A 25,209-nucleotide genomic window follows, 5' to 3' on the forward strand; every position below is an offset into this window, starting at 1 on the left:
CAAGTATATACCGTAATATTCCATTCTTTCAAATTATATTATTCGTGTGCTCTCTTTACGCATAAAAAATACACCTCCTAAAATCTCACCGGTTCCCCATATAGGTATGTCCATTGTCAATTTTAGGAGGTGTACATCAGAACAAAAAGCTAACTTAAACATTCAACGGTAATCCTCATCTATTCTACTCGAATGACCAGTTTCCCGCGTGTATGATGGGTTTCGCTTTTTTCGTGTGCTTCACGCAGACCTTGTTCACTCAAGGGGTATGTCTCATCAATAATGGGTCTCAGCTTGCCCTCAGCAGCGAGCTCAGCCAACTGATCGAGTTGGTCTCCTTTGGGTTCCATCATGAACACGTTGGCGGTTACACCTGCTTCCTTAGCCAGCGTTTCATCCGGTTGTTCCACAAGCGATACCAGACGTGCACCGGGCTTTAATACCTTGAAGCTATCACGTTGAATGTCGCCACCCATCGTGTCCAGCACGACATCATAACCGGAGAGAATCTCCGAGAAGTCTTCTTTTTTATAATTGATAAAATGATCCACACCCAGCGAACGGAGCAATTCCTCATTCGATTCACTTGCGGTGGAAGCCACTTCAGCGCCAAGATATTTGGCGATCTGAATGGCATAGGTTCCTACACCACCTGCTCCCGCGTGAATGAGAACCTTCTGTCCTTTGGCAAGCCGTCCATGGTCAACAAGTGCCTGCCAGGCCGTCATGGCAGCTAATGGTATAGCAGCTGCTTCCTCGAAGCTCAGTTTCTCTGGAATACGGGCAATGATGTCCGCATCCACGGCCACATATTCTGCATAGGTTCCGAAATGACGAGGACGGGCAAATACACGATCTCCCGCTCTGAACCTCGCCACATTGGAACCCGCTTCTTCTACCGTACCGGCGACATCCCCGCCCAATATGAGTGGGAAAGAATCCGCAGCCTCTTTCATATGACCTTGTCTGATTTTAAAATCCACCGGGTTCACAGAAGTAGCATGAATGCGGATCAGCACCTGATTCACTCCACATGTCGGCTTGGTCATTTCCTTTTCCTTCAATTGTTCTGCTCCACCGAACTCTTCAATTACAATTGCTTTCATTAGAGATACCAGCCTTTCCATAGGATTATCGTTATGCTCTCCTTCTTCATTACCCTTCCCGATCGTGCACTTGACCTATATTCACGAATTCGCAGCAGGTTTGGGGTCACAATCCTGATCACGAACCATGATATAATGTAGAACTGTTGAACCTAAATAACCGAACAAGCGAGGTAGCATTGTGGACATTGAAGTAAGTACGTTACATGCATTTTCCGATAAACCTCTAGGCGGAAACCCTGCAGGAGTTGTTTTACAAGCAGGACACTTATCCGAATCCCAGATGCAGGAGATTGCCAGACAAGTTGGATTTTCAGAGACGGCATTTGTTATGCCATCGGATCAGGCTGATTTTAAAGTTCGTTACTTCACCCCTAGTGATGAAGTTAATCTATGCGGGCATGCAACGATTGCTTTATTTTATTTAATGAAAGCACAGCATATCGTTGAGGTAGGTGTGTACACACTGGAGACACTGGCCGGAATACTCGAAGTGGTTGTCCAGAATAATGGTGAAGTCTATCTGTCTCAGGCGCTACCAGAGTTTGGAGAGATTGTTGAACGACAAACCATTGCGGATTCTCTGGGTATTCCTACAGAAGATTTGCACGCCGAATTACCTGTGCAGATCGTGTCTACCGGATTACGAGATATCTTGATTGCGGTTAAACATGTTGATGTTCTGCCAAAAATCATTCCTGACTTTCAGCTTATCGCTGAAATTAGCAAAGCTAACCATGTCGTAGGTTATCACGTGTTTGCACTCGAACCAAATGCAGAGGTCGCTCTGGCAGAATGCCGGAATTTTGCTCCCCTTTACGATATTCCGGAAGAGAGCGCAACAGGTACATCTAACGGTGCTTTACTCTGTTATTTACATAAATACAACCAGCTTTCAGATCCCAACGATACAATCTATACGATTAGACAAGGATACACCATGAACCGTCCCTCGAAGATCCGAGCCAAATTAACGCTGGACATTTCCAATGAAATTACAGAAATTCAAGTGGGCGGAGTCGCGGTGCATATAGAGAACATTCGAATCCAACTTTCATGAATGTTTTGCTTGAATCTTATGTAAAAATCGTAACACCGCTTCCTCCAATTGATTCAGCCCTGGCTGTTCTATAGGGAAGTGGCCCGCTCCTTCCAACACTACACATTCCTTCTCCACTTTCAATCGATCAAAAAAAGATTGGCTGAACCGTAATGGTGTCATCGGGTCCAGTTCGGGGTGAACCAGCAGGACAGGACATTGATCAAACTGTTCCGGGTCTACCTCCGGCTTCTTATTCAGGAATGTTCTTAACAGTTCCAATGGGACACGCGTCGCTGCCGCTTGTGGATCATTCATAATAAGTCGGGTTAAATCCGAATTATTGGTAATCAGTTGCATTCGCGATACCTGTTTGACGGAGATGCGGATACGATCAAGCAGGCCGGGGAACTGGTCCATCATGCGTTTGCCCCATCGGCTAACACACGGTTTGGCGCAAGCTGGTCACGCATATCAGCATCACTCGTGTCCACAAATGTTGTTACGATCAAGCCTTGTACGTACTCACTGCGTGCACTCGTGTGATACGCCAGCATACCCCCGATGCTGCTTCCCAACGCCACGATCGGCTTGCCGTCTTTCTTATATTCACGATCAGCGAGTGAAACAAGCAGCTTGATCCACAGGTCATAATTGAGACGTGTCCCAGACGACGCATAGCTTAACCCATACGGTGGAAGATCTGGCGATACTACCTCATAGCCTTGGAGCTGCAGCATTCGGGCATAAGGAGCGAGCAACCTGCCATTGCCTCCGGCTCCGTGAATGAACAGAATTTTGATCGGCGACTCGGGCACGGGAAGACGATCGATGTGCAGATGAACCCCGTTCGATTCCCACCACTCCTCTTCAGGATTCGCATGATCTCCTAGCCTGAATTCTTCCGGAAAGAAGGCTTGATACTGTTTCCAATAATGATATGTTGAATGATATGAAGGCAGATTATCCATGCGGTACATTCTCCTCTTGTCATAGATCAGTCCCATTCAGATTGCATTAGCGTGATCCTATATATCCAAAAAAAAGGCCGTGCATTGCACGACCTTCATTAAAACATACGTCCATAAGTATACTTCTTTGTATAACAGCCTTCATACATCTGTCAATAAAGGGATGGTACATTCCCCGATACAATAAACGCCACACCAAGGAGAGAATTTACTCCAAGCAGTGTAGCGTGTACGGTTTATCAGTGGATTAGGATTCAATACGTGTTTGCATCTGTGTACGAACCTACGCTGTAAAGACGTGGCAAACAGATGCACAATTCATCCCGTCTCCTTTCGTTTCATTCTTTTCCTTAAGCGAGCATATTGACTGTAAATCCAGGGTGATTCTTTGGTCAGAATCGGGCCAAGGACTGCCAGAATCAACACATATAACACGGCAAAAGACTGAATGGATGCCATCAGACCTCCGGCCTTGCCGATGTTCGCCATAATGATGGAGAACTCTCCACGGGACACCAGTGTGAATCCCACATTAAGAGAGGCGCGTGTAGACATCCCGGAGAGTCTTCCAGCGATCATGCCCGCACCATAGTTGCTGGCAATGGTCAGAATAACGGCAATCACGGTCATGCCAACGGCACCCCCGAGGGATGAAGGTTCAATGGTCAGACCAAAGCTGAAAAAGAAAATGGCACCAAAGAAATCTTTGAACGGCAAAATCTGATGCTCAATTCGGCTGGCATGTCTCGATTCCCCCAGAACCAGCCCCATCATCAAAGCCCCAATCGCCTCGGCTACATGCAGCGTTTCCGAGAAACCCGCCACCAGAAAGAGCAGCGTCATAACCGTGAGCAGAAATAACTCCGATGATTTGATGTTGAGTGCTTTATCGATATACTTGATGCATTTCCTGCCGATAATCAGAAATAGTACAATGAATAGCAGCGCAGACAGGGATACAAGAAAGACGCTGAGGAATGAGGTAGCCCCACTCAGTACAAGTCCCGTCAGGATCGAGATATGAATGGCGATGAACAGATCATCAAACATGATCATACCCATAATAATCTCCGTCTCGGGGTTCGCCGTGCGCTTCAAATCTACGAGTACTTTAGCCACAATAGCTGTGGAAGAACTCGTCATAATGCCACAGACTACCAACGTCTCCTTGAGTGGCAGCTCCATAAACCAGCCCAGTAGAAGTCCGGAAGCAAAATTTAGTCCAACGTAGAACATGCCTCCGGTCAGAATAGCCTTGCCTGATTTCAGCAGACGGGATACCGAGAATTCAAGCCCCAGATAAAAAAGTAAAAACAGAATGCCCAGCCTGCCCATAAATTCAATAAATGACGAGCTTTCGATAAAACGCAAATCCACAATGCCGATCTGTGGTGCATGCGGTCCAACAGCCATGCCAATCAGGATATAGAAAGGTATAACTGAAAATCGTAATCGTGCAGATATTAGCCCCGTAAGTGTAATCAGCGCAACGGCAATTCCCACTTCGAATATGAGCATATCCATAGGCTAGAGCCGTCCATTGGAAAACAACCGTTTTAACAGTTTGATCTGATCGCGTTCCCCAGCCACAACAACCGTAGCCCCCGCAGTAAAGGTATATTCCGGACCCGGATTAAACTGCTTCGTCCTGTTCTTCTCCACTACAGCCAGAATAACCGCACCTGTTGTCTGGCGAATATTCAGTTCTCCGATCGTTCTTCCTATGCTCTCTGAATGCGGTTCAATACGGAGCCATTCAATTAACAGCCCCTCCAGCATCACTTCACGCTCATCCTGAAACGTTGGTTTGTACGTCATGCCGCCAACAATAGCCGCTACCGCACGTGCCTCATCATCATCCAGTGTGACCAGTGACACCATGTCTCCCAGTTCTTCAGGCGAATCACCTGACTCCATGTGAAACAGGTCACGTCGCTCATCATTATGGATGACGATGACCAAATGCTCACCGCTGCGTGTGTGCAGCCAGTATTTGCGTCCAATTCCCGGCAAATCCGTTTCTTTAAAGTGCATGATCTGCACCCCCAGTAGACATCCGGTTCAAGGATTCATTGTTCAACGTAATATCCGTAATACGTACCCGCATGGAGCCAGCTGGTATATTAATCGACCTCACTTCTCCCTTAAGTCCAAGCAGTAATTGCCGGCCCACAGGGGAGAGGAAGGAAATACGCCCCGCATCCGGGTCCGCGTCATCCGGCATACCAATGGTGAATGAATCCGATGTGTGAAAATCAGCGTATTCAAACCGGATCAAGCTACCGATGAGTACCACCGAGTCCAGAGCTTCATCCGAACCGAGAAGCAGCTTCTCCACACACGTCGTATAATTCACGAGCAGCCGTTCCATCTGTGAGCGTTCCGGATCACGTACGTCAAAATAGGCGTCGAGAAATGTTCTTTTCTCTTCACCGAATATAATGAGCTGGTTCACCAGCATTTCTCTGCAGTTTTGAAAGGAGGACCTATGGTTCATAATAGATCTCACCTCCTATACAAGCCCTGTTCTCCATGTTGATTCGCATGTTTTTCTTCATCATGTTGTTCTCCTCCTTCATATAGATAAAAAAACCACGGATCCCGCGGTCTTACTACCATCTTACCAAAACTAATTTTTTAATCCAGCTATTCCGTTAACTTTACGTTGTATAACAAAAAAAGGGCAGCCTACCCGGCTTCCAAACTTAACCTTTACATCTTATGACAGATCCATAGAAGATTTTAATAACGTCATAAAAAACATTTTATGGATTTTCATCTCGTATTTTTATTTTGTTTCCTGTATATTTAACTACAAACTTTTATGCAATTTATACAAATAGCCATCCCAAGACTTTAACACAATAAAGGAGTGCATTGAAAAAGTGTCGACTATAACTAAAGATTCAACTCAAGTATCTGCCGCAGATTATGTTCATTCCGTTTACGAATCGGTTATCGCCAGAAATCCACAGGAAAGTGAATTCCATCAGGCTGTCAAAGAGATTCTGGACTCGCTTATTCCTGTCATTGCAGCTCACCCGAAATATCGGGAGAATGGCTTGCTTGAACAGCTTGTTGAGCCAGAACGTGTTATTACGTTCCGCGTGCCTTGGGTAGATGATCAAGGTAAGGTACAAGTAAACCGTGGATTCCGTGTTCAATTCAACAGCGCAATCGGTCCGTACAAAGGCGGACTTCGCTTCCATCCTTCCGTTTACTCGGGAATTGTTAAGTTCCTTGGGTTCGAGCAGATTTTCAAAAATGCCCTGACTGGCCTGCCAATCGGCGGTGGTAAAGGTGGTTCCGACTTCGATCCAAAAGGAAAATCAGATCTGGAAGTCATGCGTTTCACTCAAAGCTTCATGACCGAGCTGTACAAATATATCGGTTCCGATGCGGACGTACCTGCCGGCGACATCGGTGTAGGTGCACGGGAAATCGGTTACATGTTCGGACAGTACAAACGTATCAGCGGTGGACACGAAGCTGGCGTACTCACAGGTAAAGGGCTCCTATACGGAGGAAGTCTTGCACGTAAGGAAGCAACCGGATTCGGATGCGTGTACTTTGTGAAGGAAATGCTGGCATCCAAAGGACTGAGCTTCAAGGACAGCACGGTGGTTGTCTCCGGTTCGGGTAATGTATCCATCTATGCCATTCAGAAGGCTCAGGAGCTTGGAGCCAATGTTGTGGCGTGTAGTGACTCCGGTGGTTACATTTATGATGCTCAAGGAATCAATCTGGATACCGTAAAAAGATTAAAAGAGGTTGATCGTCTGCGGATCAGCGAATATGTCAAAGAGCATCCACATGCCGTGTATACCGAAGGCTGTGAAGGCATCTGGTCTATCCCTTGTGATATCGCGCTGCCTTGTGCAACGCAAAACGAAATCGACAAACAGGCTGCTGCATTGCTCGTGCAAGGCGGAGTTAAAGCGATCGGTGAAGGAGCGAATATGCCTTCCACTTTGGCGGCGATTGATGTGTTCCACAAAGAAGGCGTTCTGTTTGGACCAGCCAAGGCGGCTAATGCTGGCGGAGTTGCCGTGTCCGCACTTGAAATGTCGCAGAACAGCATGCGGTTGTCCTGGTCATTTGAAGAAGTGGACGCCAAATTGCATGACATTATGTCTAACATCTACACCAGCTGTGTTCAGGCAGCGGATGAGTATGGCTGTGCAGGTAACCTGCTTGCCGGAGCGAACATCGCTGGCTTCCTGAAGGTGGCAGATGCCATGCTCGCGCAAGGTATCGTCTAATTGTGTTACAGTTGCTAACTAACTAAATTTAACCGCCTTCCATCAGGGGAGGCGGTTTATTTATATTCCTATTATCTATGGATTCAATTTAGCTTTATGATCATTTCGACCCAATGAGTTGTTCCCGGCACATTAGTATAGGAATTGATCGAATTCCAGTGTGATGGTAAAGTTGTAATGACCTTAAAATAGCAAGTTTTTTAATTAAAGGAAGTGTGCAAAAATGTCTAACCAAGCATTCAGCAGCAACCAGGCTGCCCTTCATTTAAGTGCAGACTGCGAGCAATGTTTTGGTCTATGCTGTGTCGCCTTGCCGTATGGCAAGTCATCTGACTTTGCTTTTGATAAATCCAGTGGCACCCCCTGTCCCAATCTCCGTACCGATAACCGCTGTGGCATCCATACACAGCTGCGACAGAAGGGCTTTAAGGGATGCACGGTATACGACTGTTTTGGGGCAGGACAGAAACTATCACAAGTTACATATGGAGGTAAGGATTGGCGTGATCATCCCGAATCTGCTGCTGAGATGTTCGATTGTTTACCTGTCATGAAGCAGCTTCATGAGATGTTGAGCTATGTTAATGAAATGCTGCAGCTGCCGGAAACATCATCCATCCATTTGGCTTTGCAGAACGTATACCGGGAAACGGAACGACTAACCGATCTGGAGCCATCCGCCATATTACATCTGGATATTCCCGCACATCGGGCGGTGGTGAACGAACTGCTTGTACAGGCAAGCGAAATGGTGCGAGCGAAAGCCAAGGTTTCAGATAAGGCCCCATCCACCTCGAAGTCCAAAAAGCGTACCGGAAGAGATTTTCTGGGTGCCAATCTAAAAGGGGCCGACCTTCGGGGAGCGAGCTTCAGAGGTGCCTTAATGATTGCGGCAAACCTACAAAACGCAGATATGAGAAGCACCGATCTGATCGGCGCCGATTTGCGGGATGCGGATCTGAGTGGGGCGGATCTGAGAGGCAGCATCTTTCTGACACAATCCCAGCTCAACTCGGCAAAAGGCAGCGCTGCTACCAAGTTGTCAGGTCATTTAAACATTCCTGAACACTGGCTGTAGGGAAAACTATCCCCGTATGAATGAGTAAGAGTGAATATGAATGGCCCATGTATATGCATTAAATATGCACTAATTCCGTCTATACAACAAACAGCTCGTCCCACTGTTTAGAAGGACGAGCTGTTTGTGTTGTATCACATTTTAGATATGAATAATCAAGCCTTATAACTGCGGTAATGAATTAACGGACTACAGCAAGTCGCGACGCAGGTCCTCAGCCGATTTAGGAGACAGGTGTCCGAGTGGAATATCAAATACCGTCTTGGCCCCTTTATGTCCTTCCACACTCAAACGCTGCGCGGCTCTTGCGTAAGCTACCAGTACACTAGCAGTAAATTCAGGATTGCTGTCGAGCTTCAGACCAAACTCAATAATTTGTTTCTGGCCTGCACCTGTAACTCCACTGCGAATGACAAACCCACCGTGTGGCATGCCTTCATGCTCAGCCTTCAATTGCTCTTCCGTAATGAACGTTACCGTTGTATCGTAGTCGGAGAAATAGTTCGGCATGGATACAATCGTTTCACGAATCTCGTCTTGGTTCGCACCAGCTTCTGCCACCACATAACATTGACGCAGATGCTTCTCACGTGTGGTCAATTCTGGTGTCTCCCCTGCACGAATGCTGTTGATTACTTCTTCAACAGGTACAGTGTACTGTACACCAGCCTTAACGCCTGGAACACGACGGATGGCATCCGAGTGACCTTGGCTGACCCCTTTACCCCAGAACGTGTACTCTTTACCTTCTGGCAGGATCGATTGGGCAAGCAGTCGGTTCATGGAGAACAAGCCCGGGTCCCAACCTGTGGAAATGACGCTTACGTGGCCACCTTGCTCTGCCGCAGCGTTAACTTCTTTATAGAATTCAGGGATTTTGGCATGTGTATCGAAGCTATCCACCGTATTGAACCATTTTGCAATTGCAGGTGTTTGCTCCGGAAGATCAGTCGCCGAACCCCCACACAGAATCATCACATCAATTTTGCCTATGTATTGCTCAGCAGCAGAGATATGCTCGAAACGAACCTCTGTACCTTCTGCAACCATTTGCTCCGGGTTACGACGTGTAAATACAGCAACAAGCTCCATATCCGGGTTTTGAGTAATCGCTTTCTCTACACCTTTGCCCAGATTTCCGTAACCTACGATACCAACTTTGACCATGTTCAATCCTCTCCTGTCTTCATCTATAGTTGCCTACTTTATCTAGTATAATGATATAACATAACATGTAAATTGTCAGGTTTCCAGTTTGAAATAAAAATACCTTGCATGCAGAGCAGCAAGGCTTGATATATTCCTTTTATTCTAATCATGTCCAACCGAATGGATAAAAGGTATGGCATCCACGGAAGAGGTAGCAAACAAGACGGAAACGGACAACACTGTTAGAGACAACAGACAACTTGCCAGGAGTATGGAAAGAAATCTTGATGCGGTTCTGAGCTTTTTCATCCATCCTGCCTCCTCATCCTGTTTGCTATATTTTGGCTGGATCATGTTCTTCATAGTTCACCGGACCGCTTCACCAACTCCAAAATTTCATTGGCGACAATATCCGGCTGACTGTTATGAATATCGTGTTTGGCGTGTGCCACAGTGATCTGTGTTCCTTGACTGGACCATGTAGCAAAATCGGCTTGATCTGCCTGCCATGCCCGGCTGCCTTCGCTTGGTTTCTCTGAACCGGCTGTCAGAATGGTCAGCGGGAAGGAGAATTCCTTTTTTTGCTCCAGAATATGGGCTGCGTTCATCTTGGAATTGCGCAACTCTCCAATCACGTTGTCATTGTAAGCATGCTTGAGGGTGGAAATGGTGGCTGCCTTTCTCATTGACTCCGTAACGATATCCGGGTTAACGACCAAAGATTCCGTTATCCGATCCGAATGCAGCAATGTACGCGCAATTCCTGTTTTCACCAGAAAACGGGCTGAATCGAAATACCAATCCGGTGGCTCCATAGCCACAGTGCTGTAATATTCGGGACTCCCTCCATCAATCATGACCATGCCAGCTACCTCATCAGGATACATCTGTGCAAATCGCACGGTCTCCAGCGATCCGAGAGAATGACCTACCATGATATATGGCGGACGTTGGCCGGATACTCGCAACAATTGATGGATTTCCTCCGTTATGGTATCGATATCACGTGGCCGATCCGTATAATCGCTATACCCGTAACCGAACCGATCATACACCGCAATTTTCACCTGGGATTTCAACTTGTTATACAGTGGGCTGAAATCAACATACGGATTCGGCGTCCCCCAGCCTGAAGCGAGAACGACTGTCGCATTTCCTCTTCCCGTAGTATAGAGATGCATATTACGTCCGCTCACCTCATACATCTTGCCCGGTGCAGTATAAGATTTCATATCTTGTGTCGACTGATACGCCTCGTATGCGGTACCTGCCAGCAGCAGAAGTCCCGTTGCCAGCATCAGGCCTCCCAGCCCCTTTAATCCTCTCCGTAACCCCTTATTCATCACTCTCTACCCCTTACCCGCATCATCTTCTATATGTATTCTTCAATCCTACCCAAGTACGAGCGGAAACGGAACAATCCCGGGTCCAGTTCTTTCCCCAACCTAAGTCTAGTTCTGTTCCTCCACCCCTAGCATGAAAAATACCATTGAGACCTGTACCAAAGGGAAGACAACCGTCCAGACAACGTAAAGTAACCGCAAATCTCCGATAACGGAAACCTGCGGTTTTGATGATATTCATTTTGTAAAAAGGCAAATACCCCGCTGCAATCTACAGTTGCAACGTAAGTCCCACCGGACAATGGTCACTGCCCATGACATGACAGTCAATATGCGCATCCGACACCGTCGGAGCCAGTTGATTGGATACAAGGAAGTAATCAATGCGCCATCCAACATTACGCTCTCTTACCTTGGGCATATAAGACCACCAACTATACACATCCGTGCGATCCGGGTACAGATGGCGAAAGCTATCCACATATCCGGCAGCCAGCAGATCGGTCATCTTGCCTCGCTCTTCCAGCGTGAATCCCGAGTTGCCCAGATTGGGCTTCGGATTCTTCAGGTCGATCTCCTGATGGGCTACATTCAGGTCGCCACATACGATAACCGGCTTGGTCTGCTCCAATTGCAGGATATAGCCCCTGAACCGATCCTCCCATTCCAGACGGTAAGGAAGCCTAGTCAGATCCCGCTTGGCATTGGGAGTATATACGTTGATTAGATAAAAATGATCAAACTCCAGCGTAATCATCCGGCCTTCCGGTTCGCTGTCTTCCTCTATCCCGTACCAGACAGATAAAGGCTTGATCCGGGTAAATACGGCTGTGCCGGAGTATCCTTTTTTAACAGCATAATTCCAGTATTGATATACGTCTTCTCCCAGATCCATCTCGATCTGTCCTGCCTGCAGCTTGGTCTCCTGCACACAGAAAATATCGGCCTGGGTCTCGTGATAATAATCCATGAATCCTTTCGTAACACATGCCCGCAATCCATTCACATTCCAGGACACCAGCTTCATATCCTCATCTCCTCACATCTCCCCAATATAGCATGGGCCAATTCGGAAGGACAAGCTGAGGTGTGACGATATGCAAACAGATTGGGGCTTTCTAAGCCATACGCTCACTGATACAGCCAGGATAACGCTTCGGGGAGATGCTTGGCAAAAAACAAAAGATCATGTGTCCCGCCCTCTTCCTCCACGTAATTCAGCCGTTCGGCAGGATAGCCCTGGGCCAGAATCATGCGACACGCTGAACGTGTATTTTCCAGCATCATGGCTTGGGTATTCTTTTTGTACACACCTTCCAGGCTACCCACATACATGTACAGCTTCAACCTGCGGCGTTCAGCCCAGGAATAATCACTCATATAATCGAGGAAGCCTTCATACCACATAGAGGCCGATAACGCCCCCACCTTCCCAAAGACATGAGGGAACTCCATCGCCGCAAACAGAGAAATTAGCCCGCCGAGCGAACAGCCGAGTATACCTGTATTCTCTGCATCTGCAAGAGTACGGTAAGACGAGTCCACATATGGTTTCAGCTGCTCAGTGATCGCCTTCAAATACATGCCTCCCTGACCGCCAAAAGCCGAAAAGGATGCATTCAGCGCTGATACAGGCCATGGTGTATAATCATCGTTGCGATTGTGAGGTTCAATACCGACCAAAATCAATTCAGGCAGTTTGCCGGAGCGAAAGGAATGATCCAGCAGATTGCTGCAGGCTTTGGCTACCGCACCTCCATCCTGAATATAAACGACCGGGTAATGACGATCTCCCTCTGTGTAAGATGGCGGAAGCAGCAGATGGAGCGTCCAGCCATTAACGGACTCCTGTACCCATTTATTCATGTATGGAACCCTTCCCTCCTGTTTCAGATCTGACTTGTTACATCCGGTTTTTGAGCAGCAAAAAGATGAAATAAGGAACGCCAATGATGGAGATGACGATGCCCACAGGCAGCTCTGCGGGGGCAAATACCGTTTTGCCAATCAAATCCCCTACAACAACCATCGCCATGCCCACCAAGCCGGATACCGGAATGACCCGTTTATGGTGAAGCCCTACCAGCCGCCGTGCAATATGAGGTGCAATTAACCCAACAAATCCGATACTTCCGGACACGGCAACACAGGCACTGACGAGCCCAACACTGCCCAGCAACAATATTTTTCTCTCCCGATGAACATCCACACCGAGTCCCATGCTGCTGGCCTCTTGCAGTTGCATTACATCCAGTACACGGGATTTAGCCCACAGCAACGGAATCAGCAGGACCAGCCATGGAATCATTGCTGATATATATCGCCAGTTGGCATTATAGATGCTGCCTGTCAGCCATACCGTTGCCATCTCAAAATCGGAGGGGTTCATCTTCAGGGAAAGATAGAGCGTAATTGCACTAAATCCCGAGCCAATGGCAATCCCCACCAGAATGAGCCTCTGGGAATCCAATTGCCCGCGCTCCTGTGCAAACCACAAAATGAGAACGACTGCGGTTAATCCACCCACCAGGCCAAACAGCGGCATCGCCATAATGGATAACCATCCTGTACCTGTTATGGACCCCTGAAACAGAAGCATAAACAGCACCATGGCCGTTCCCGCACCTGCATTAATGCCAAGCATGCCGGGATCCGCCAGCGGATTGCGCGCAATGCCCTGAATCACAGCTCCGGCGATCCCGAGTCCCAGACCAAGAAGTAGTGCAATGACAATACGCGGCAGCCTGAAATCAAAAATGACCAGATCATGCTCATGGACAGGGTCCAGCCGCAATAACGTTTTGACGACATCCATCACGGATATATCAAAGGCACCGTTGGTCAGACTGATATAAACGGCTGTTGCGATGATTACTGCACTTATGAAAAAAACCGCCCATAATCTTCCCCGCTTAGGTTCAGGCATGTTTTCCCCCTCCTTTGGTTTTGATCAGATAAAGGAAGAAAGGAACGCCGAACAAGGCGGTGACCACTCCGATTGGCGTTTCAAACGGAGAGTTAATGAAACGGCTCAGGATGTCACACCAGGCCAAAAAGAACCCGCCCAGCAGAGCGGAACACGGAATAATCCAGCGGTAATCCACCCCGAAGAGGAATCGTGCAATATGCGGAACCAACAAACCGACAAAAGCGATTTTGCCTGCCAGAGCCACGGATATTCCCGTCAGGATGACCACGCTCAAAATGGATAAGGCCTTAACCCATCCCGTTCGCTGCCCCAGGCTTGTTGCGACATCATCACCCATCGACAGAATGGTAATGGACTTCGAAAGGATGATTGCCAGCGCCAAGCCCACCACAGCAAATGGAATAATCAGCTTGATCATGCCCGGGTCCATCTGATGCAATCTGGCGTTATACCAGAAACTGATCGTTTGGGACACCTGATAATAGGTAGCCACGGCCTGAGATACACCGCCAAGGAATGTACCGATAATTGTCCCCAGAATGGCAAGCCGAACAGGCGACATGCCACCCGGCAATAACCAGGCGATGAAAAATACCAGCCCTGCTCCAAGTGCAGATCCCGCCAAAGAGTAAAATATAAGACCAAGCGATGAGGTATTCGGCATAAATACCATACATAAGGTGATGACCACTACCGACCCATCGGATACCCCCATAATGGAAGGGGATGCAAGATAATTTCTTGTCATCCCCTGCATGAGCGCACCTGACACCGCCAGAAAAGCCCCGATCAACAGAGCGCCAATAACACGCGGGAGCCGGGATGACACGATGATCTGATGATCGATGCTGTCTGTATCAAAATGAAAAATGGCTGCCGTGATGGTCGAAACGTCAATGCTCTTGGCTCCGTACATGACGGAAGCCAGAATAGTTACAGCAATGAACAGAGGTGCTGCTGCGAACAGCACCACCGGATTCAATCTTCTCTTTTGCATAGGTGTATACACGCCTTGCTCTAATTATTTGGATAATTGCTCAACGGCTGCCTTCAGGAATTCAATACGGCTCCATGCCGGGCCACCCTCAGCCAATGGATCAATGACATTCACAAAAGCGTGATTTTCCTTCAGCGCAGTTGTCTTCTGGATAATCGGGTTGTTCTGCAGGTCCGTCAGAGCATTCGGGGTGTCGGAGTTCTCAGTTGTTTCAAATTGTACAAACACATAATCCGGGTTCATCTCTGCAAACTTCTCCACCGAAAGTGCTTCCTGTGCTTTTGCTGCCTGGATCTCGGCCGGAGCCTGGAATCCAAGATCTCCGTACAGAATCGGATTCACAAATACAGACTCTGGATACACATACATTTGTCCGTTACGAATACGTACGGCCAGTACTTTTTTGTTTTCCAGTTTGTCTCCCAGTTCAGCTTGGGCAGTGGTCAGAGCGGCCTTATACTGTTCAATCTCCTGTTTGGCCTGTTCCTGCTTACCTGTCAGCTCAGCCAGCAGATTCAGGTTGGCCTCCCAATCCGTAGCGATATGAGACACCTGGATAAATGGTGCGATTTTGCTTAACTGCTCGGCCACTTCAGGCTTGAACTTGGTGGAACCCAGGATAATATCCGGTTTCAGGGACAGAATGGTCTCAAAGTTAGGCTCAATTTTCTGCCCAATGGACTCAGCCTGATCGGTGATAGAAGTGTACATCTCCGGGAATTCACCGCCAAAAGTAATCGCCCCTACCGGGTGTACGTCCAGAACCAATGCATCCTCCATCGCTTCCATGGAACCTGTAATAACAATACGTTTAACCTCTGTTGGAACTGTGTATTCTTTATCAAGGTATTGAATGGTTCGTGTGCCTTCAGCTGCCTCAGCTGTATCCCCTTGATTGGTCGTCGCCGTGCTTCCGGTCGAAGCCGAATTCTCCACATTTCCTGACGTGTCCTCTTTATTGCCGCACGCTCCCAATACAGCGAGCATACATATCATTGTCAACCATAACCCCAATTTCTTTTTCATCTCTGGTGATCCCCCTTCAATAGTTCGATTATTCTAATTGAGAATAATAATCATTATTGAATGATAAACAAGAATGAACGACAGAACCATGGACTCTGTCCTGAATCTCTATGGATTTTTCACCGATAGCGATTCATCAGATCATCCAGGATGCGTTCGTTGGCGAGAGGCGAGTTCTCAAGCCAGGGATCAGCCGTAATGATGAACAAGCGGTTATTCTGAACGGACTTTATATTTTGCCACAAGGATGTTTTCTGCACATCCTCCCAGAAGGACAACGTCTCACTCTCCTGACATACCATCAGAAATATCCAATCCGTCTGCATTTCATTTAACTGTTCCAGCGTAATCGGCTCGTTATATATTTCCCCTTCTTCACTGGTGTGTGCTGGTTGGACTGCCAAATCACCATATAACACTTCCAGCATGGAAGGTGAACAATAACGGGTGAACTGATGTTTTAACAAACGGACAACGACAGCCTTTTCGTTGCCAAGCTTCTGCTGCATCATCATTTTGACCTGATCCGCCTTATGATCATAAGTTTCCAGCCAACTCTTGGCATCTTGCTGTGCCCCCAGATGTTCAGCCAGAATCTGAAGCTGTGATCGCCAGTTGTGATCTGAGACTGTGAGGTAATGAACCGGCGCAATACCTTCAAGCATTTCTTTCTCCTCAGGTCGTAAATGGTCGTAACTAATAATCAGATCCGGCTGATGCTCTTGCAGAGCCTGAATTTTGGATTGCCACTCCAAATCAATTCGATAGGCACTCAGATGTACAGGGATGTCCTTGCCATACATTCGATAATAATACGATGTCCATTTCGGGTGCAGTGGTGCCGCATAAGGAATCATGTTTAGAGCCAGTAAATGTCCTGTAATTGCAATGTGATAGGCGGCAATTTTACGGCGGCGGCTGTTCATATATACCGAAGGCGATATTCCCATGGCTTTTTTGAATTTGCGGCTGAAATAAAATTCGTCCTGGTATCCAACCTGATGGGCAATGTCTCGCAGACGCATTTCAGTACCGGCCATCAGTTGCTTTGCCCGGTTCATGCGCAGTGAAGAGATATAATCGGTTGTACTCATTGCATATCTTCGCTTGAACAGATCCACATAGTATTTCGGACTCAGTCCGGCCATGCCTGCCAGATATTCCACAGTTAGATTCTCATTGGAATGCTCATCAATATAATCTTTGGTTCGCTGAATCAACATCTGGGAATCTTCCTTGATCGGAGGTGATGCTTCCGTAAGGCTTGCAAGCAATTGGAGAAACTGTACATGTGCCTGAAAATGCCCCATGGCTCTGCCACTATTCCACATATTGTGTATTTCTTCGCACATAAATGAGAGCTGAACGGTTGGTGACACGGCAAGCTCCTTGCCAGATCTGAACATCGGGGTATCTTTAACCACATGCAGGATGTCAGGATCATCATGAAGCTCTTGATAAAGGTCAAACCGCACAATTGTTACTTCGGCTCCTTCATCTCCGAAAGAGGTCAGTCCAAAAGTGGATTCGGGTACACAGGAATATACGCCTTGTGCATGGATATGGATAGAACCCCGATCCAATGTCAATAAGGCTTCACCACCTGTGACCATGACAAGCACATAAGATGAGGTATGTTGCTGGGGAATATTCCAGTCGGACGTGGATTTCATTTTCTCCACATCACGTAATTTTATGGTCAATCTGTCGAGTGGATACGAGGTATTCACTTCTTGATTAGAGTATAAGTAAGGGGTAATCATCTATTTATAGGCCTCCATTTGATAATCATTCTCAATACCTATTTTCAGTATATCAAATTTTCGGAGGCCCTCATATCCACCAGTTCTTTCATGATGCCACTAACCTATTCAATCGGTGGATACAAATCGCAGTGCCCTGCCTATAAACACAGGTAATACAGAAACGTGACCTTCATCTTCAAAACAGATAAAATCAGCTCGGACTACCCTTGAATCAGTACGGTTCAACCATTGGGTAAAAGCTCGGGAACGTTCAATAACCCCGCTGGGATGACTCCCCTCCAGCTCTCCTGCTGCAAGAAAAACGTGAATTTCCGAATGTTTATCCGTCATACGGGAAACAAACGTCTCTTGCTGTCGGGCGATCCATGCCAAGTTCCAATGAAGAGATGGACTACCTGCAACATAATTTCGGAATGTTCCCGGATGATCCAGTAATAATTGTAAAACAAATAACCCGCCCAGCGAGTGTCCCACAACAGACTGTCTGCTCCGGTCAATGGCATATCGTCGTTCAATATCTGGCTTCAATTGCGCTTCGATAAATTGGGTAAATGCTTCAGCGCCGCCATGCTCCGGCCAGGTTGCTCCATCCGGCCTTCGGGGTAATTCCTCTTCGGGAACCGACATCATAAAATCATAGTGCCTGTCCGGTGGGAAGGGCTCGCTGGCTGTATACCCGATCCCAACAATCACTGACGGTACAACCCCGGTCTTCTCTGGACGCAAAGACTGTGCGCGCATGGCTTCAACCATTGTACCAAACACCGCATTCGCATCCAGCAGGTAGATCACGGGATACCCGGAAGCTGGCGGAGCGCTATCCGGCACCCAAACTCTGATTTCGTACTCTCTTTCAGTGTGTTCTGCACGCGTGCGGTAAAAGGCTGTTCCCGGCAAAGTTACCTCCGGTTCTATTCCGTCATGTCTCGTCACTTGTCTCAATGAAGTATTCCTCCTCGTTGCTGCGGCTTTAGTATCCGATTATATCCAAGGTCGGTTCTGCCTTCCATGGATGAATCACCTATTTCCATATGGAAAATGCACCGTTTTGAAGAACGCATCACCACAAAGCCAGATCATCGTCCGGCTTTCTTGTGACCATGGTAACCAAGGCTTATGGTATTCCCATAATTATGCTGAAGCATAACAAAAAGGACTCGCTGTTGTGCTAGTCCTTTTGCTGCGATACGACATTCGTTCTCTGTCTATGAGAACTTTATGACTGAGAATGTTTTTTGAAAAAGTGAAGTAACGTTTGCCCAAGTGCAGTTAGTATAACTCCCTTACCATCACATTTCGTGCAAGGTTCTTTTTTATCATTAGTAATAACATATTTTTCTCTATTGCAGTTAGGACAAGGGAGCTCCAAATCGTCTGTTGCTATAACTACTGACATAAATAACCCCTTCCTTTTGTAGGATTTGTTGCACTTTTGAATAACATATCAAAAGTAAATTACTTATACAACTTAAGGTCCCTTTTATTAGCACCGGTCCCTACAGTAGAACCTATTGAGAGCGTCACAAAGCCGGCACTCCTGATGGAATCCGGCTTTGTTATATATTAAAAGTGAACTAACCCGATTCCATGTAGCGGGTGAACTCCTTTCTTGAACCATGCAGTGAGGATAGAGCACCATGATCAAGAAAGGAGTACCATTAACAAAGTTTAATTCAATTCAGCACTCCGCACACTCATTTCTAATTCACCTTGACCAAGCTCCATTGCTGATTAGCTCCACCATTGTCCGCCCATTGGATAGTTAAAGCACCTGCGGTCGTAGAGCTCTGATTGATGTCAACGGTTAAGCCGCTATTGCGGTTCACAAGCACAAGATATCCTCCAACATCCACCGGTAACCACTGTTGATTGTTGCCACCGTTATCCTGCCACTGAATCAAGGCTGCTCCTCCTTGAGTAGAGCTCTGATTCACGTCCAGCAGCAGACCACTGCCTACGTTACGGATTTTATAATAACGGTTGCCCGCAGACTCCAACTTCCATTGCTGGTTCGCTGCACCATTGTCGTTCCACTGGATAATCGTTGCACCCCCAGCAGTGGAAGCCCCATTCACATCCAGAGCGAGACTACTGTTCCGGTTGATCAGCTTATAGATCGCCCCGGATTCATATCCTGTGCCGCCATTATACGTCGCACCGGATATGACATAGGTCGTAACCGAGCCCGCCTTGGCGGTCACTGTAAACTTTTTATTCTGAATGTTGATGTTGGTCAATTGCTGCAACTTCTCCGTAGAGGATGTCCGATACACTTGAGCAGACGATCCAACACTTGTAAACTGACTCAAATCATACGTCACCGCTGTATCACTCGAATCCGAATTGGTAGTCACCAGCACAACTTTTCCGGAAGCAGCATCATAGGCGGCAAGTGTATTGGCATCACTCATGCCGATGATCTTGGTTCCGGGACGAATAAACTTGCTGTAGTTGCCCATGACATAATATTTCTGATTCACGGTGTAGCTGGTCGTTTGCGTGTTATTCAGTACGTTTTTGAAAAATCCCCATCCATCCGCACTATCTACAGCCTGCCAATACACCCACGCACTCGCTCCCATGTTGCGTATATCCTTGAGAATCGTGCGTGACATCGTTAGTCCACTGGCATCCCCGTCTCCATATTCTGAGGTCCAGAGATGTTTTCCCGCTGAAGTCGCTGTATTCCGTAACGTTGCCCGATTACTTCCCCCATAGGTATGTGTGTTAATCTGACTGATCGCAGACTTCACAGCACTGCTGTAACTGTTGAATGAAGTGGTTGTGTCATCCAGACTGTATTCTTCCGGCGCGCTCAGCTTTGTTGACAATCCCTTTGCTGTAAGTGAAGATTGCACCTGGCTCAGAATCTTGTTCTGATCTGCCCGATCAAAGTGCATGCCCTCCTGATTATTGCCCAGCTTCCACCAAGTGGAGATCGGTTCATTAAGCGGGGTTACCGTATCGAACGTGATGCCCCAGTTATCCCGGAAATGCTTCACGACCTCTGTGAGATAATCAGCAAAATCATCATAATAATCCGGTTTGAGATTATTGCCGCCATTCGCCGCACCAGATACACTTCCGCTAATCGTCATCCAGTAGGGAGCAGAGTTCGCAAAGGCTTCAACGACGTTAACTCCATATGATTTGGCTGCTTGCAGCATATACCTCTGATTGGCATCTGCATTCCAGTCATACACGCCCGGGGAAGGCTGATATCCCGGCACGGCTTTGCGATATTCCAGAACATTCGATATAGGATTATCGCCGCCTCCAATGTTATAACGAAGAACATTCAGACCGAGCCCGTTGGTAGGGCTAAACATCTTTTCCGCATATTCATCCCGATTGGAGTACTCTCCAACCACCTTCCCCCACCAGGCAAGGGACGTTCCCCAACCTTCGATCGTCTGATATTGCTTCGAAGGATCAGCCGTGGCTGTATAAGAACCCGCAGCGGATGCTTCCGTACCCAAGCCCAGACTTCCTGTGAGCAAACTGCCTGTCATCAACAGAGCCGCCATTCGTTTCAACCATTTCATTCGATTCACTCCTTCAGAAGTAAAATGAGTTTAATTGAACCTTTTCACGCTTTACTGTGCAATCTCCCTGAAGGTGGCGTCCGACTTGTCAACTGCCGTTACGATCGGTTCCAATCGAAGCACGCTGTTCACATGTCTCAAGTAACGGTCAGGGTAATTCAAGGATGCATAAGAAGTCCAGGAAGAGTTGGCAAGACCATTAACACGCTTGAACGTGGCATCACTTTTGAAGGTTGCACTGCCATCATTTTTCACAAGTACAATGTCATAGTTGTAATGCCTCAAGAAGTAGCCCGGATAATTGATGGACTCGAACGATACCCCTGATGAATCAGCCAATCCAGGAACGATGCGAAACTGTGAATCCACCGCGGGGCTGACATTGGTGTCAATTTGGGCCTGATAGTTGTAATGGCGGATATAGCTGCCGGGCACATTGTACGATTCCAACCTTCGAATATCGCCTGGCTGTCCTGTCTCCTTCAACACAGTCATGTGCCGAACCAATCCAGTCAGACCGGCAAGCTCCTGCTTTGTACTCCAGGTCTGGAACCCTTCGGCAGAGTCGCTGTAATAATATTTTTGCGTGGAATAAGCATCAAAATAGATTCGCCAGGAACCGTTATCCAGCTGGACGAGCGCAGGTCCCTCTACCCATGAGCCCCAGCCGGCCCAATCGCCTGTTCCTTTGAACGTGTAAGGTCCGGTGAGAGAAGTAGCTGTAGCATATTCGATATATTTGGTGGTCTCATTCTTCGTAAATGCGTGATAGGTTGATCCGGTCTTAACGATGAAGGTATCGATGTAGTTGGGTGCAATGCCTGCAAGCTCTGTGGCAGCAGACCATGTTGTGGAAGACAGCGTTGCATTGGTTGCCGTGATGACATAAGGTTTGAAGTTCTCATAGTTGCCTGGGGAGATGGACACGATGATGTTCAGACTGCCATTGCTGTCTTTGAACCATTCCGGTGCCCAGGTATGTGCAATCGTGGTGGGTGCAGATAGCGTAATATTGCGGACAAACGTCCAGTTCACCTTATCCGGGCTGGATGCGATGCCGATCGTATTGCCTGACCAGTTCGTAGTATAAACGACATAATACAGCCCATCCGTATGCTTCATAATGCTGGGATCACGGATCAGAATATTCCCTTCATAGATCATGGGATGAACAATTGTTCTTTATATAAACGATTACAATAAATGAACTGAAAACCGTATATCTGCTCATTACTGATCTATTCACCACAGTCCCCCCATTTTCTTAGCCCAAATCACTCACAAGATTGAATCCGAAGGTTCATGACCCGAATTATTTTGACTAAGAAAATGAGGTGATATGCCTGCGGTAAAAGGTACATTTTTTCGTTGTATGATGCTATTTTCGAGTCCTAATCCATCTCTCGTTGATTTATCTCTGGCATGCTAATGTGAATTGGTTGTACTAGGACTCATTCCTATAAAATGCAGCTCCAACTCAATCTCGATTCAATTATCTTTCCCAAGCATGGCTAGAATCGGTGCGACGGCTACGTCCAATGCATGATCTTCTCCACGATAACCCAGGATAGCGAATCGTACCCGTTCTGGTATTCTACCTTCTTCTTCGAATAAAAAGTAGTTCATTCTCTTCCTGTAGCCAGGCTACTGGAATCTTGTAATCCTCCTGCGGACCAATCTTCAAGTGTCGGCCCAGATGATGTCCGTTCAGGTGAATGGTTCCTTTGCTCATACCTGTCAGGCGAAGCATCAGGTTCACCTTAGGGTTCTCGGAAACGGAAACAGTAGGCTTCACGAAACGCCAGCGGTACAAAACTGTAGGTGTTTTAACAATTATGCACTACCACCGAATAACCCGAAGAAAAAATGAACAAATTACAATTTATTAAAAAATCAAAAATTGTCAGTACAAATGGACGAACCTATAACATTGTTTCTAAATTCTTCTATAAACTCATTTAACCAATCATCCCCATAATCCAATGCCCCCGCATCGCTTGGAATAAACATGACATCGAGAGCCATAACCCAAAAGCGTCTTACCAAAACGAACACTTCTACAGCTTCTTCATCTCCGACAGATAACGGTCTCTTTGAACGATAACCTTCCAATAATCTTTGCCAAAGCAAGTCTTTCCTATCCTCTGACTGTCTCTTACGAATACGTACTTGTGCAAGGTCGTATGCACGCCATCCTGTTGCGACCCATTCGAAGTCATAATGTACGAATGATTGGCCCTGTTGAAAAGCATTGTTATTACCGTGCATATCCCCATGACACAATCCCCAATCTAATCCTTGTGAAGAGATTGACTTCACACGCTGACTTAATGCATCAGCATAAGCTTTGAGAAACGCGACCTCTGGATGGTCCTCTCCAATATACTGAATGATATTTTCAAGGGGCTTCCATATTAAAGCACCCATATCAAGGCTTGAACGTTCTTTTGGGACAACGATTTGATCTAATGCGTTGTGAATGACTGCAGCAGATCGACCAAATATATAACAGGATTCTTCATCATTTAATATATTTTCTACCCCATCTATATATCGTAAAATAACAGCCATTCTCGCGCCCTCAGGTGCTCTCAGAACACTATATGCCATATTATTTATTTTGCAAATGGGTTCAGCGATGTCCGCGTGTGTTGAATGATGTAGAATATCTTTTAACTGAGCCAGTACCGACAATTCATATATAACATCGTCCTCTGTAACTTCTGTACGATAAATTCTCAAAATATAAGTATCAGTATCCGTTTGTATCCGATAAGTATCATTTAGCCCCCTTAACCAATACACACAGGAAAGCCATGGTCCCAAGTTGTATTGGCTTTCTAATACATCTTTAAGATAATTAGGATTAAGTATGGATCGCATAGCAATAGGTTGTTTATTCATTATTGTTGTGCTCCTTTTCCAGAAATGATTTCATTCTTCTCTAAGCAAGCTAGAAAAATCAAACCAGCCTCCTTCTCCTTGAGGTACAATACAAGCAATCTTTCTCTGAAATCCATAATTGTAGGGGAGTTGCAACCAGTTGACTCTCTATAATACAAAATTTTATTCTTTAGCAGTTGCCACTGCACTTTAAGATCTTCATATTTTTTTTTCAATAAACTATTTTGTTCGTCGTTAATAATATTGAACTGATGCATTAACTCAATTAAGAGCAAGTTCCTTTTCTGCATGTTAAACGGCATTTTACTAATATGATATAAATGTTCTTTGTGATGTGCTGCGTAAACGATATCTTCGACGTAATCCGCATAACATCGAATCGCATTAATACCATATTCATCATAGAAAATATCCTCATAATCTTGACGGCAACCTGACAAATAGAAGTTTAAGTTTTCAATAGTTGTCTCCCTTATATTATTTAGCAAAAATTCAGATTGCTCGAATGGCTTTATTTTAAAAGCATGAAAAACCGTCTTGTTCTGTTGAAGTTCGACCTCCAAAGCTTGGTAAGACAACGTGAAATCGGAATAAGATAGACGATATTCTTGTAAATGGCCGAGTTGCACACAATCCTCTAATAGCAAGAAAGAATGTTGTTTTTCATCATATCCGTAGATTAAAGTAGGATGGACTAAATGTTTCTTGTTATATTCAATACCGCCAGAAAAATAAAAACGATCCAGTTCGATAGATACATAGTAGCCTTGATTCAATTTTCGTTTTATCGTATTGAATGTTTCAATTTGCGATTCCACCTGTAAATTATTGAATTCAAAAAAATTCTGGAGATCTGGCAAAAGATACTGTACCTGCAATGTAAGCCATCCTTCATGCATGTAAAGCTTGAAGTCTTCTTCACTCGCTACTTCTGGAATCAACATTCGCTTGGCATAATAAGCTTTTGAAAAGCAAGGTAAATAGGTCCATTCTTCGTTATGTGCGCTCAAAACACTTAACATGTTGTTGGAAACACAATCTATCCATAATTCGTTGTAAGGTTTAACAGGTAATTCTATTTTCCCCATTTCCAT

General features: G+C 46.3%; 26 protein-coding genes. 3 read left to right on the forward strand and 23 right to left on the reverse strand.

Going from position 1 to position 25,209, the window contains the following annotated elements; all coding sequences use genetic code 11:
* Positions 1–179 precede the first annotated feature (179 nt).
* On the reverse strand, positions 180–1,106 hold the full coding sequence (locus QP794_RS17595; protein WP_285078264.1) for an NADP-dependent oxidoreductase: 927 nt from the start codon (positions 1,104–1,106) through the stop codon (positions 180–182).
* Between the two features lie 181 nt (positions 1,107–1,287).
* On the opposite strand from QP794_RS17595, the gene QP794_RS17600 reads away from it, so the two are divergent.
* Positions 1,288–2,166 (forward strand): PhzF family phenazine biosynthesis protein, encoded by an 879-nt coding sequence (locus QP794_RS17600; RefSeq protein ID WP_285078265.1) that lies wholly within the window; start codon positions 1,288–1,290, stop codon positions 2,164–2,166.
* Here QP794_RS17600 and QP794_RS17605 read toward each other — a convergent pair.
* The 5 genes from QP794_RS17605 to QP794_RS17625 all read right to left on the reverse strand — a co-directional run bounded on the left by QP794_RS17605 (position 2,161) and on the right by QP794_RS17625 (position 5,613).
* Positions 2,161–2,568 (reverse strand): alpha/beta hydrolase, encoded by a 408-nt coding sequence (locus QP794_RS17605; RefSeq protein ID WP_285078266.1) that lies wholly within the window; start codon positions 2,566–2,568, stop codon positions 2,161–2,163. The genes QP794_RS17600 and QP794_RS17605 overlap by 6 nt on opposite strands.
* Complete coding sequence (locus tag QP794_RS17610) at positions 2,565–3,116, reverse strand: alpha/beta hydrolase (protein ID WP_285078267.1); 552 nt, start codon at positions 3,114–3,116, stop codon at positions 2,565–2,567. The genes QP794_RS17605 and QP794_RS17610 overlap by 4 nt, the downstream gene beginning before the upstream one ends.
* A gap of 318 nt (positions 3,117–3,434) precedes the next feature.
* A complete protein-coding gene (locus QP794_RS17615; protein ID WP_285078268.1) occupies positions 3,435–4,640 on the reverse strand; it encodes a cation:proton antiporter in 1,206 nt (401 codons plus the stop codon).
* 3 nt (positions 4,641–4,643) lie between these two features.
* Positions 4,644–5,150, reverse strand: a complete 507-nt coding sequence (locus tag QP794_RS17620; protein ID WP_285078269.1) for a cation:proton antiporter regulatory subunit — start codon at positions 5,148–5,150, stop codon at positions 4,644–4,646.
* Positions 5,140–5,613 carry a GreA/GreB family elongation factor gene (locus QP794_RS17625; protein ID WP_285078270.1) on the reverse strand — a complete coding sequence of 158 codons (474 nt, stop codon included), beginning with the start codon at positions 5,611–5,613 and terminating at the stop codon, positions 5,140–5,142. Before QP794_RS17625 ends, QP794_RS17620 begins: the two co-directional genes overlap by 11 nt.
* Positions 5,614–6,001: 388 nt before the next feature.
* Here QP794_RS17625 and gdhA point away from each other — a divergent pair, with 388 nt between their 5' ends.
* Together gdhA and QP794_RS17635 are read left to right on the forward strand one after the other, a co-directional pair.
* A complete protein-coding gene (gene gdhA / locus QP794_RS17630; protein ID WP_285078271.1) occupies positions 6,002–7,378 on the forward strand; it encodes an NADP-specific glutamate dehydrogenase in 1,377 nt (458 codons plus the stop codon).
* A 223-nt stretch (positions 7,379–7,601) separates the two neighbouring features.
* On the forward strand, positions 7,602–8,456 hold the full coding sequence (locus QP794_RS17635) for a pentapeptide repeat-containing protein (protein WP_285078272.1): 855 nt from the start codon (positions 7,602–7,604) through the stop codon (positions 8,454–8,456).
* 189 nt (positions 8,457–8,645) lie between these two features.
* Here QP794_RS17635 and QP794_RS17640 read toward each other — a convergent pair whose 3' ends face one another.
* The 17 genes from QP794_RS17640 to QP794_RS17715 all read right to left on the reverse strand — a co-directional run bounded on the left by QP794_RS17640 (position 8,646) and on the right by QP794_RS17715 (position 25,209).
* Positions 8,646–9,623 carry a diaminopimelate dehydrogenase gene (locus QP794_RS17640; RefSeq protein WP_483311921.1) on the reverse strand — a complete coding sequence of 326 codons (978 nt, stop codon included), beginning with the start codon at positions 9,621–9,623 and terminating at the stop codon, positions 8,646–8,648.
* A 144-nt stretch (positions 9,624–9,767) separates the two neighbouring features.
* Complete coding sequence (locus QP794_RS17645) at positions 9,768–9,914, reverse strand: hypothetical protein (RefSeq protein WP_179282948.1); 147 nt, start codon at positions 9,912–9,914, stop codon at positions 9,768–9,770.
* Positions 9,915–9,964: 50 nt separating this feature from the next.
* A complete protein-coding gene (locus QP794_RS17650) occupies positions 9,965–10,948 on the reverse strand; it encodes an alpha/beta fold hydrolase (RefSeq protein ID WP_285078274.1) in 984 nt (327 codons plus the stop codon).
* 271 nt (positions 10,949–11,219) lie between these two features.
* Positions 11,220–11,975: an exodeoxyribonuclease III gene (locus tag QP794_RS17655; RefSeq protein ID WP_285078275.1), complete on the reverse strand. Its 756-nt coding sequence runs from the start codon at positions 11,973–11,975 to the stop codon at positions 11,220–11,222.
* 104 nt (positions 11,976–12,079) lie between these two features.
* Positions 12,080–12,814, reverse strand: coding sequence for an alpha/beta hydrolase (locus QP794_RS17660; protein WP_285078276.1), 735 nt, complete (start codon positions 12,812–12,814; stop codon positions 12,080–12,082).
* A 37-nt stretch (positions 12,815–12,851) separates the two neighbouring features.
* The gene (locus QP794_RS17665) at positions 12,852–13,874 is read right to left on the reverse strand and encodes a FecCD family ABC transporter permease (protein WP_053781462.1); all 1,023 of its coding nucleotides are present in this window, start codon (positions 13,872–13,874) and stop codon (positions 12,852–12,854) included.
* Complete coding sequence (locus QP794_RS17670; RefSeq protein WP_285078277.1) at positions 13,867–14,874, reverse strand: FecCD family ABC transporter permease; 1,008 nt, start codon at positions 14,872–14,874, stop codon at positions 13,867–13,869. The genes QP794_RS17665 and QP794_RS17670 overlap by 8 nt, the downstream gene beginning before the upstream one ends.
* A 24-nt stretch (positions 14,875–14,898) precedes the next feature.
* Positions 14,899–15,900, reverse strand: coding sequence for an ABC transporter substrate-binding protein (locus tag QP794_RS17675; RefSeq protein WP_285078278.1), 1,002 nt, complete (start codon positions 15,898–15,900; stop codon positions 14,899–14,901).
* Between the two features lie 119 nt (positions 15,901–16,019).
* Positions 16,020–17,603 (reverse strand): AraC family transcriptional regulator, encoded by a 1,584-nt coding sequence (locus tag QP794_RS17680; protein ID WP_285078279.1) that lies wholly within the window; start codon positions 17,601–17,603, stop codon positions 16,020–16,022.
* A gap of 168 nt (positions 17,604–17,771) precedes the next feature.
* Complete coding sequence (locus QP794_RS17685) at positions 17,772–18,608, reverse strand: alpha/beta hydrolase (RefSeq protein WP_483311922.1); 837 nt, start codon at positions 18,606–18,608, stop codon at positions 17,772–17,774.
* A 274-nt stretch (positions 18,609–18,882) separates the two neighbouring features.
* Positions 18,883–19,062, reverse strand: a complete 180-nt coding sequence (locus tag QP794_RS17690; protein WP_285078280.1) for a tryptophan RNA-binding attenuation protein — start codon at positions 19,060–19,062, stop codon at positions 18,883–18,885.
* Between the two features lie 304 nt (positions 19,063–19,366).
* On the reverse strand, positions 19,367–21,211 hold the full coding sequence (locus tag QP794_RS17695; protein WP_285078281.1) for an RICIN domain-containing protein: 1,845 nt from the start codon (positions 21,209–21,211) through the stop codon (positions 19,367–19,369).
* Between the two features lie 51 nt (positions 21,212–21,262).
* Positions 21,263–22,375, reverse strand: a complete 1,113-nt coding sequence (locus tag QP794_RS17700) for a glycoside hydrolase family 43 protein (protein ID WP_285078282.1) — start codon at positions 22,373–22,375, stop codon at positions 21,263–21,265.
* A gap of 324 nt (positions 22,376–22,699) precedes the next feature.
* Positions 22,700–22,837 (reverse strand): hypothetical protein, encoded by a 138-nt coding sequence (locus QP794_RS17705; RefSeq protein WP_285078283.1) that lies wholly within the window; start codon positions 22,835–22,837, stop codon positions 22,700–22,702.
* Positions 22,806–22,961, reverse strand: coding sequence for a hypothetical protein (locus tag QP794_RS33185; RefSeq protein ID WP_350338879.1), 156 nt, complete (start codon positions 22,959–22,961; stop codon positions 22,806–22,808). Before QP794_RS33185 ends, QP794_RS17705 begins: the two co-directional genes overlap by 32 nt.
* A 143-nt stretch (positions 22,962–23,104) precedes the next feature.
* Positions 23,105–24,115 (reverse strand): phosphotransferase, encoded by a 1,011-nt coding sequence (locus QP794_RS17710; protein ID WP_285078284.1) that lies wholly within the window; start codon positions 24,113–24,115, stop codon positions 23,105–23,107.
* Positions 24,115–25,209 (reverse strand): hypothetical protein, encoded by a 1,095-nt coding sequence (locus QP794_RS17715; protein WP_285078285.1) that lies wholly within the window; start codon positions 25,207–25,209, stop codon positions 24,115–24,117. The genes QP794_RS17710 and QP794_RS17715 overlap by 1 nt, the downstream gene beginning before the upstream one ends.

Source organism: Paenibacillus sp. UMB7766-LJ446, assembly GCF_030226665.1.
GTDB lineage: Bacteria > Bacillota > Bacilli > Paenibacillales > Paenibacillaceae > Paenibacillus > Paenibacillus vandeheii.

Coding starts and splice junctions, on each gene's coding strand:
- QP794_RS17595 (WP_285078264.1), bottom strand. CDS start 1,106: ATGAAAGCAATTGTAATTGAAGAGTTCGGTGGAGCAGAACAATTGAAG.
- QP794_RS17605 (WP_285078266.1), bottom strand. CDS start 2,568: ATGATGGACCAGTTCCCCGGCCTGCTTGATCGTATCCGCATCTCCGTC.
- QP794_RS17610 (WP_285078267.1), bottom strand. CDS start 3,116: ATGGATAATCTGCCTTCATATCATTCAACATATCATTATTGGAAACAG.
- QP794_RS17615 (WP_285078268.1), bottom strand. CDS start 4,640: ATGGATATGCTCATATTCGAAGTGGGAATTGCCGTTGCGCTGATTACA.
- QP794_RS17620 (WP_285078269.1), bottom strand. CDS start 5,150: ATGCACTTTAAAGAAACGGATTTGCCGGGAATTGGACGCAAATACTGG.
- QP794_RS17625 (WP_285078270.1), bottom strand. CDS start 5,613: ATGAACCATAGGTCCTCCTTTCAAAACTGCAGAGAAATGCTGGTGAAC.
- QP794_RS17635 (WP_285078272.1), top strand. CDS start 7,602: ATGTCTAACCAAGCATTCAGCAGCAACCAGGCTGCCCTTCATTTAAGT.
- QP794_RS17640 (WP_483311921.1), bottom strand. CDS start 9,623: ATGGTCAAAGTTGGTATCGTAGGTTACGGAAATCTGGGCAAAGGTGTA.
- QP794_RS17645 (WP_179282948.1), bottom strand. CDS start 9,914: ATGAAAAAGCTCAGAACCGCATCAAGATTTCTTTCCATACTCCTGGCA.
- QP794_RS17650 (WP_285078274.1), bottom strand. CDS start 10,948: ATGAATAAGGGGTTACGGAGAGGATTAAAGGGGCTGGGAGGCCTGATG.
- QP794_RS17655 (WP_285078275.1), bottom strand. CDS start 11,975: ATGAAGCTGGTGTCCTGGAATGTGAATGGATTGCGGGCATGTGTTACG.
- QP794_RS17660 (WP_285078276.1), bottom strand. CDS start 12,814: ATGAATAAATGGGTACAGGAGTCCGTTAATGGCTGGACGCTCCATCTG.
- QP794_RS17665 (WP_053781462.1), bottom strand. CDS start 13,874: ATGCCTGAACCTAAGCGGGGAAGATTATGGGCGGTTTTTTTCATAAGT.
- QP794_RS17670 (WP_285078277.1), bottom strand. CDS start 14,874: ATGCAAAAGAGAAGATTGAATCCGGTGGTGCTGTTCGCAGCAGCACCT.
- QP794_RS17675 (WP_285078278.1), bottom strand. CDS start 15,900: ATGAAAAAGAAATTGGGGTTATGGTTGACAATGATATGTATGCTCGCT.
- QP794_RS17690 (WP_285078280.1), bottom strand. CDS start 19,062: ATGTCAGTAGTTATAGCAACAGACGATTTGGAGCTCCCTTGTCCTAAC.
- QP794_RS17695 (WP_285078281.1), bottom strand. CDS start 21,211: ATGAAATGGTTGAAACGAATGGCGGCTCTGTTGATGACAGGCAGTTTG.
- QP794_RS17700 (WP_285078282.1), bottom strand. CDS start 22,375: ATGATCTATGAAGGGAATATTCTGATCCGTGATCCCAGCATTATGAAG.
- QP794_RS17705 (WP_285078283.1), bottom strand. CDS start 22,837: ATGAACTACTTTTTATTCGAAGAAGAAGGTAGAATACCAGAACGGGTA.
- QP794_RS33185 (WP_350338879.1), bottom strand. CDS start 22,961: ATGCTTCGCCTGACAGGTATGAGCAAAGGAACCATTCACCTGAACGGA.
- QP794_RS17710 (WP_285078284.1), bottom strand. CDS start 24,115: ATGAATAAACAACCTATTGCTATGCGATCCATACTTAATCCTAATTAT.
- QP794_RS17715 (WP_285078285.1), bottom strand. CDS start 25,209: ATGGAAATGGGGAAAATAGAATTACCTGTTAAACCTTACAACGAATTA.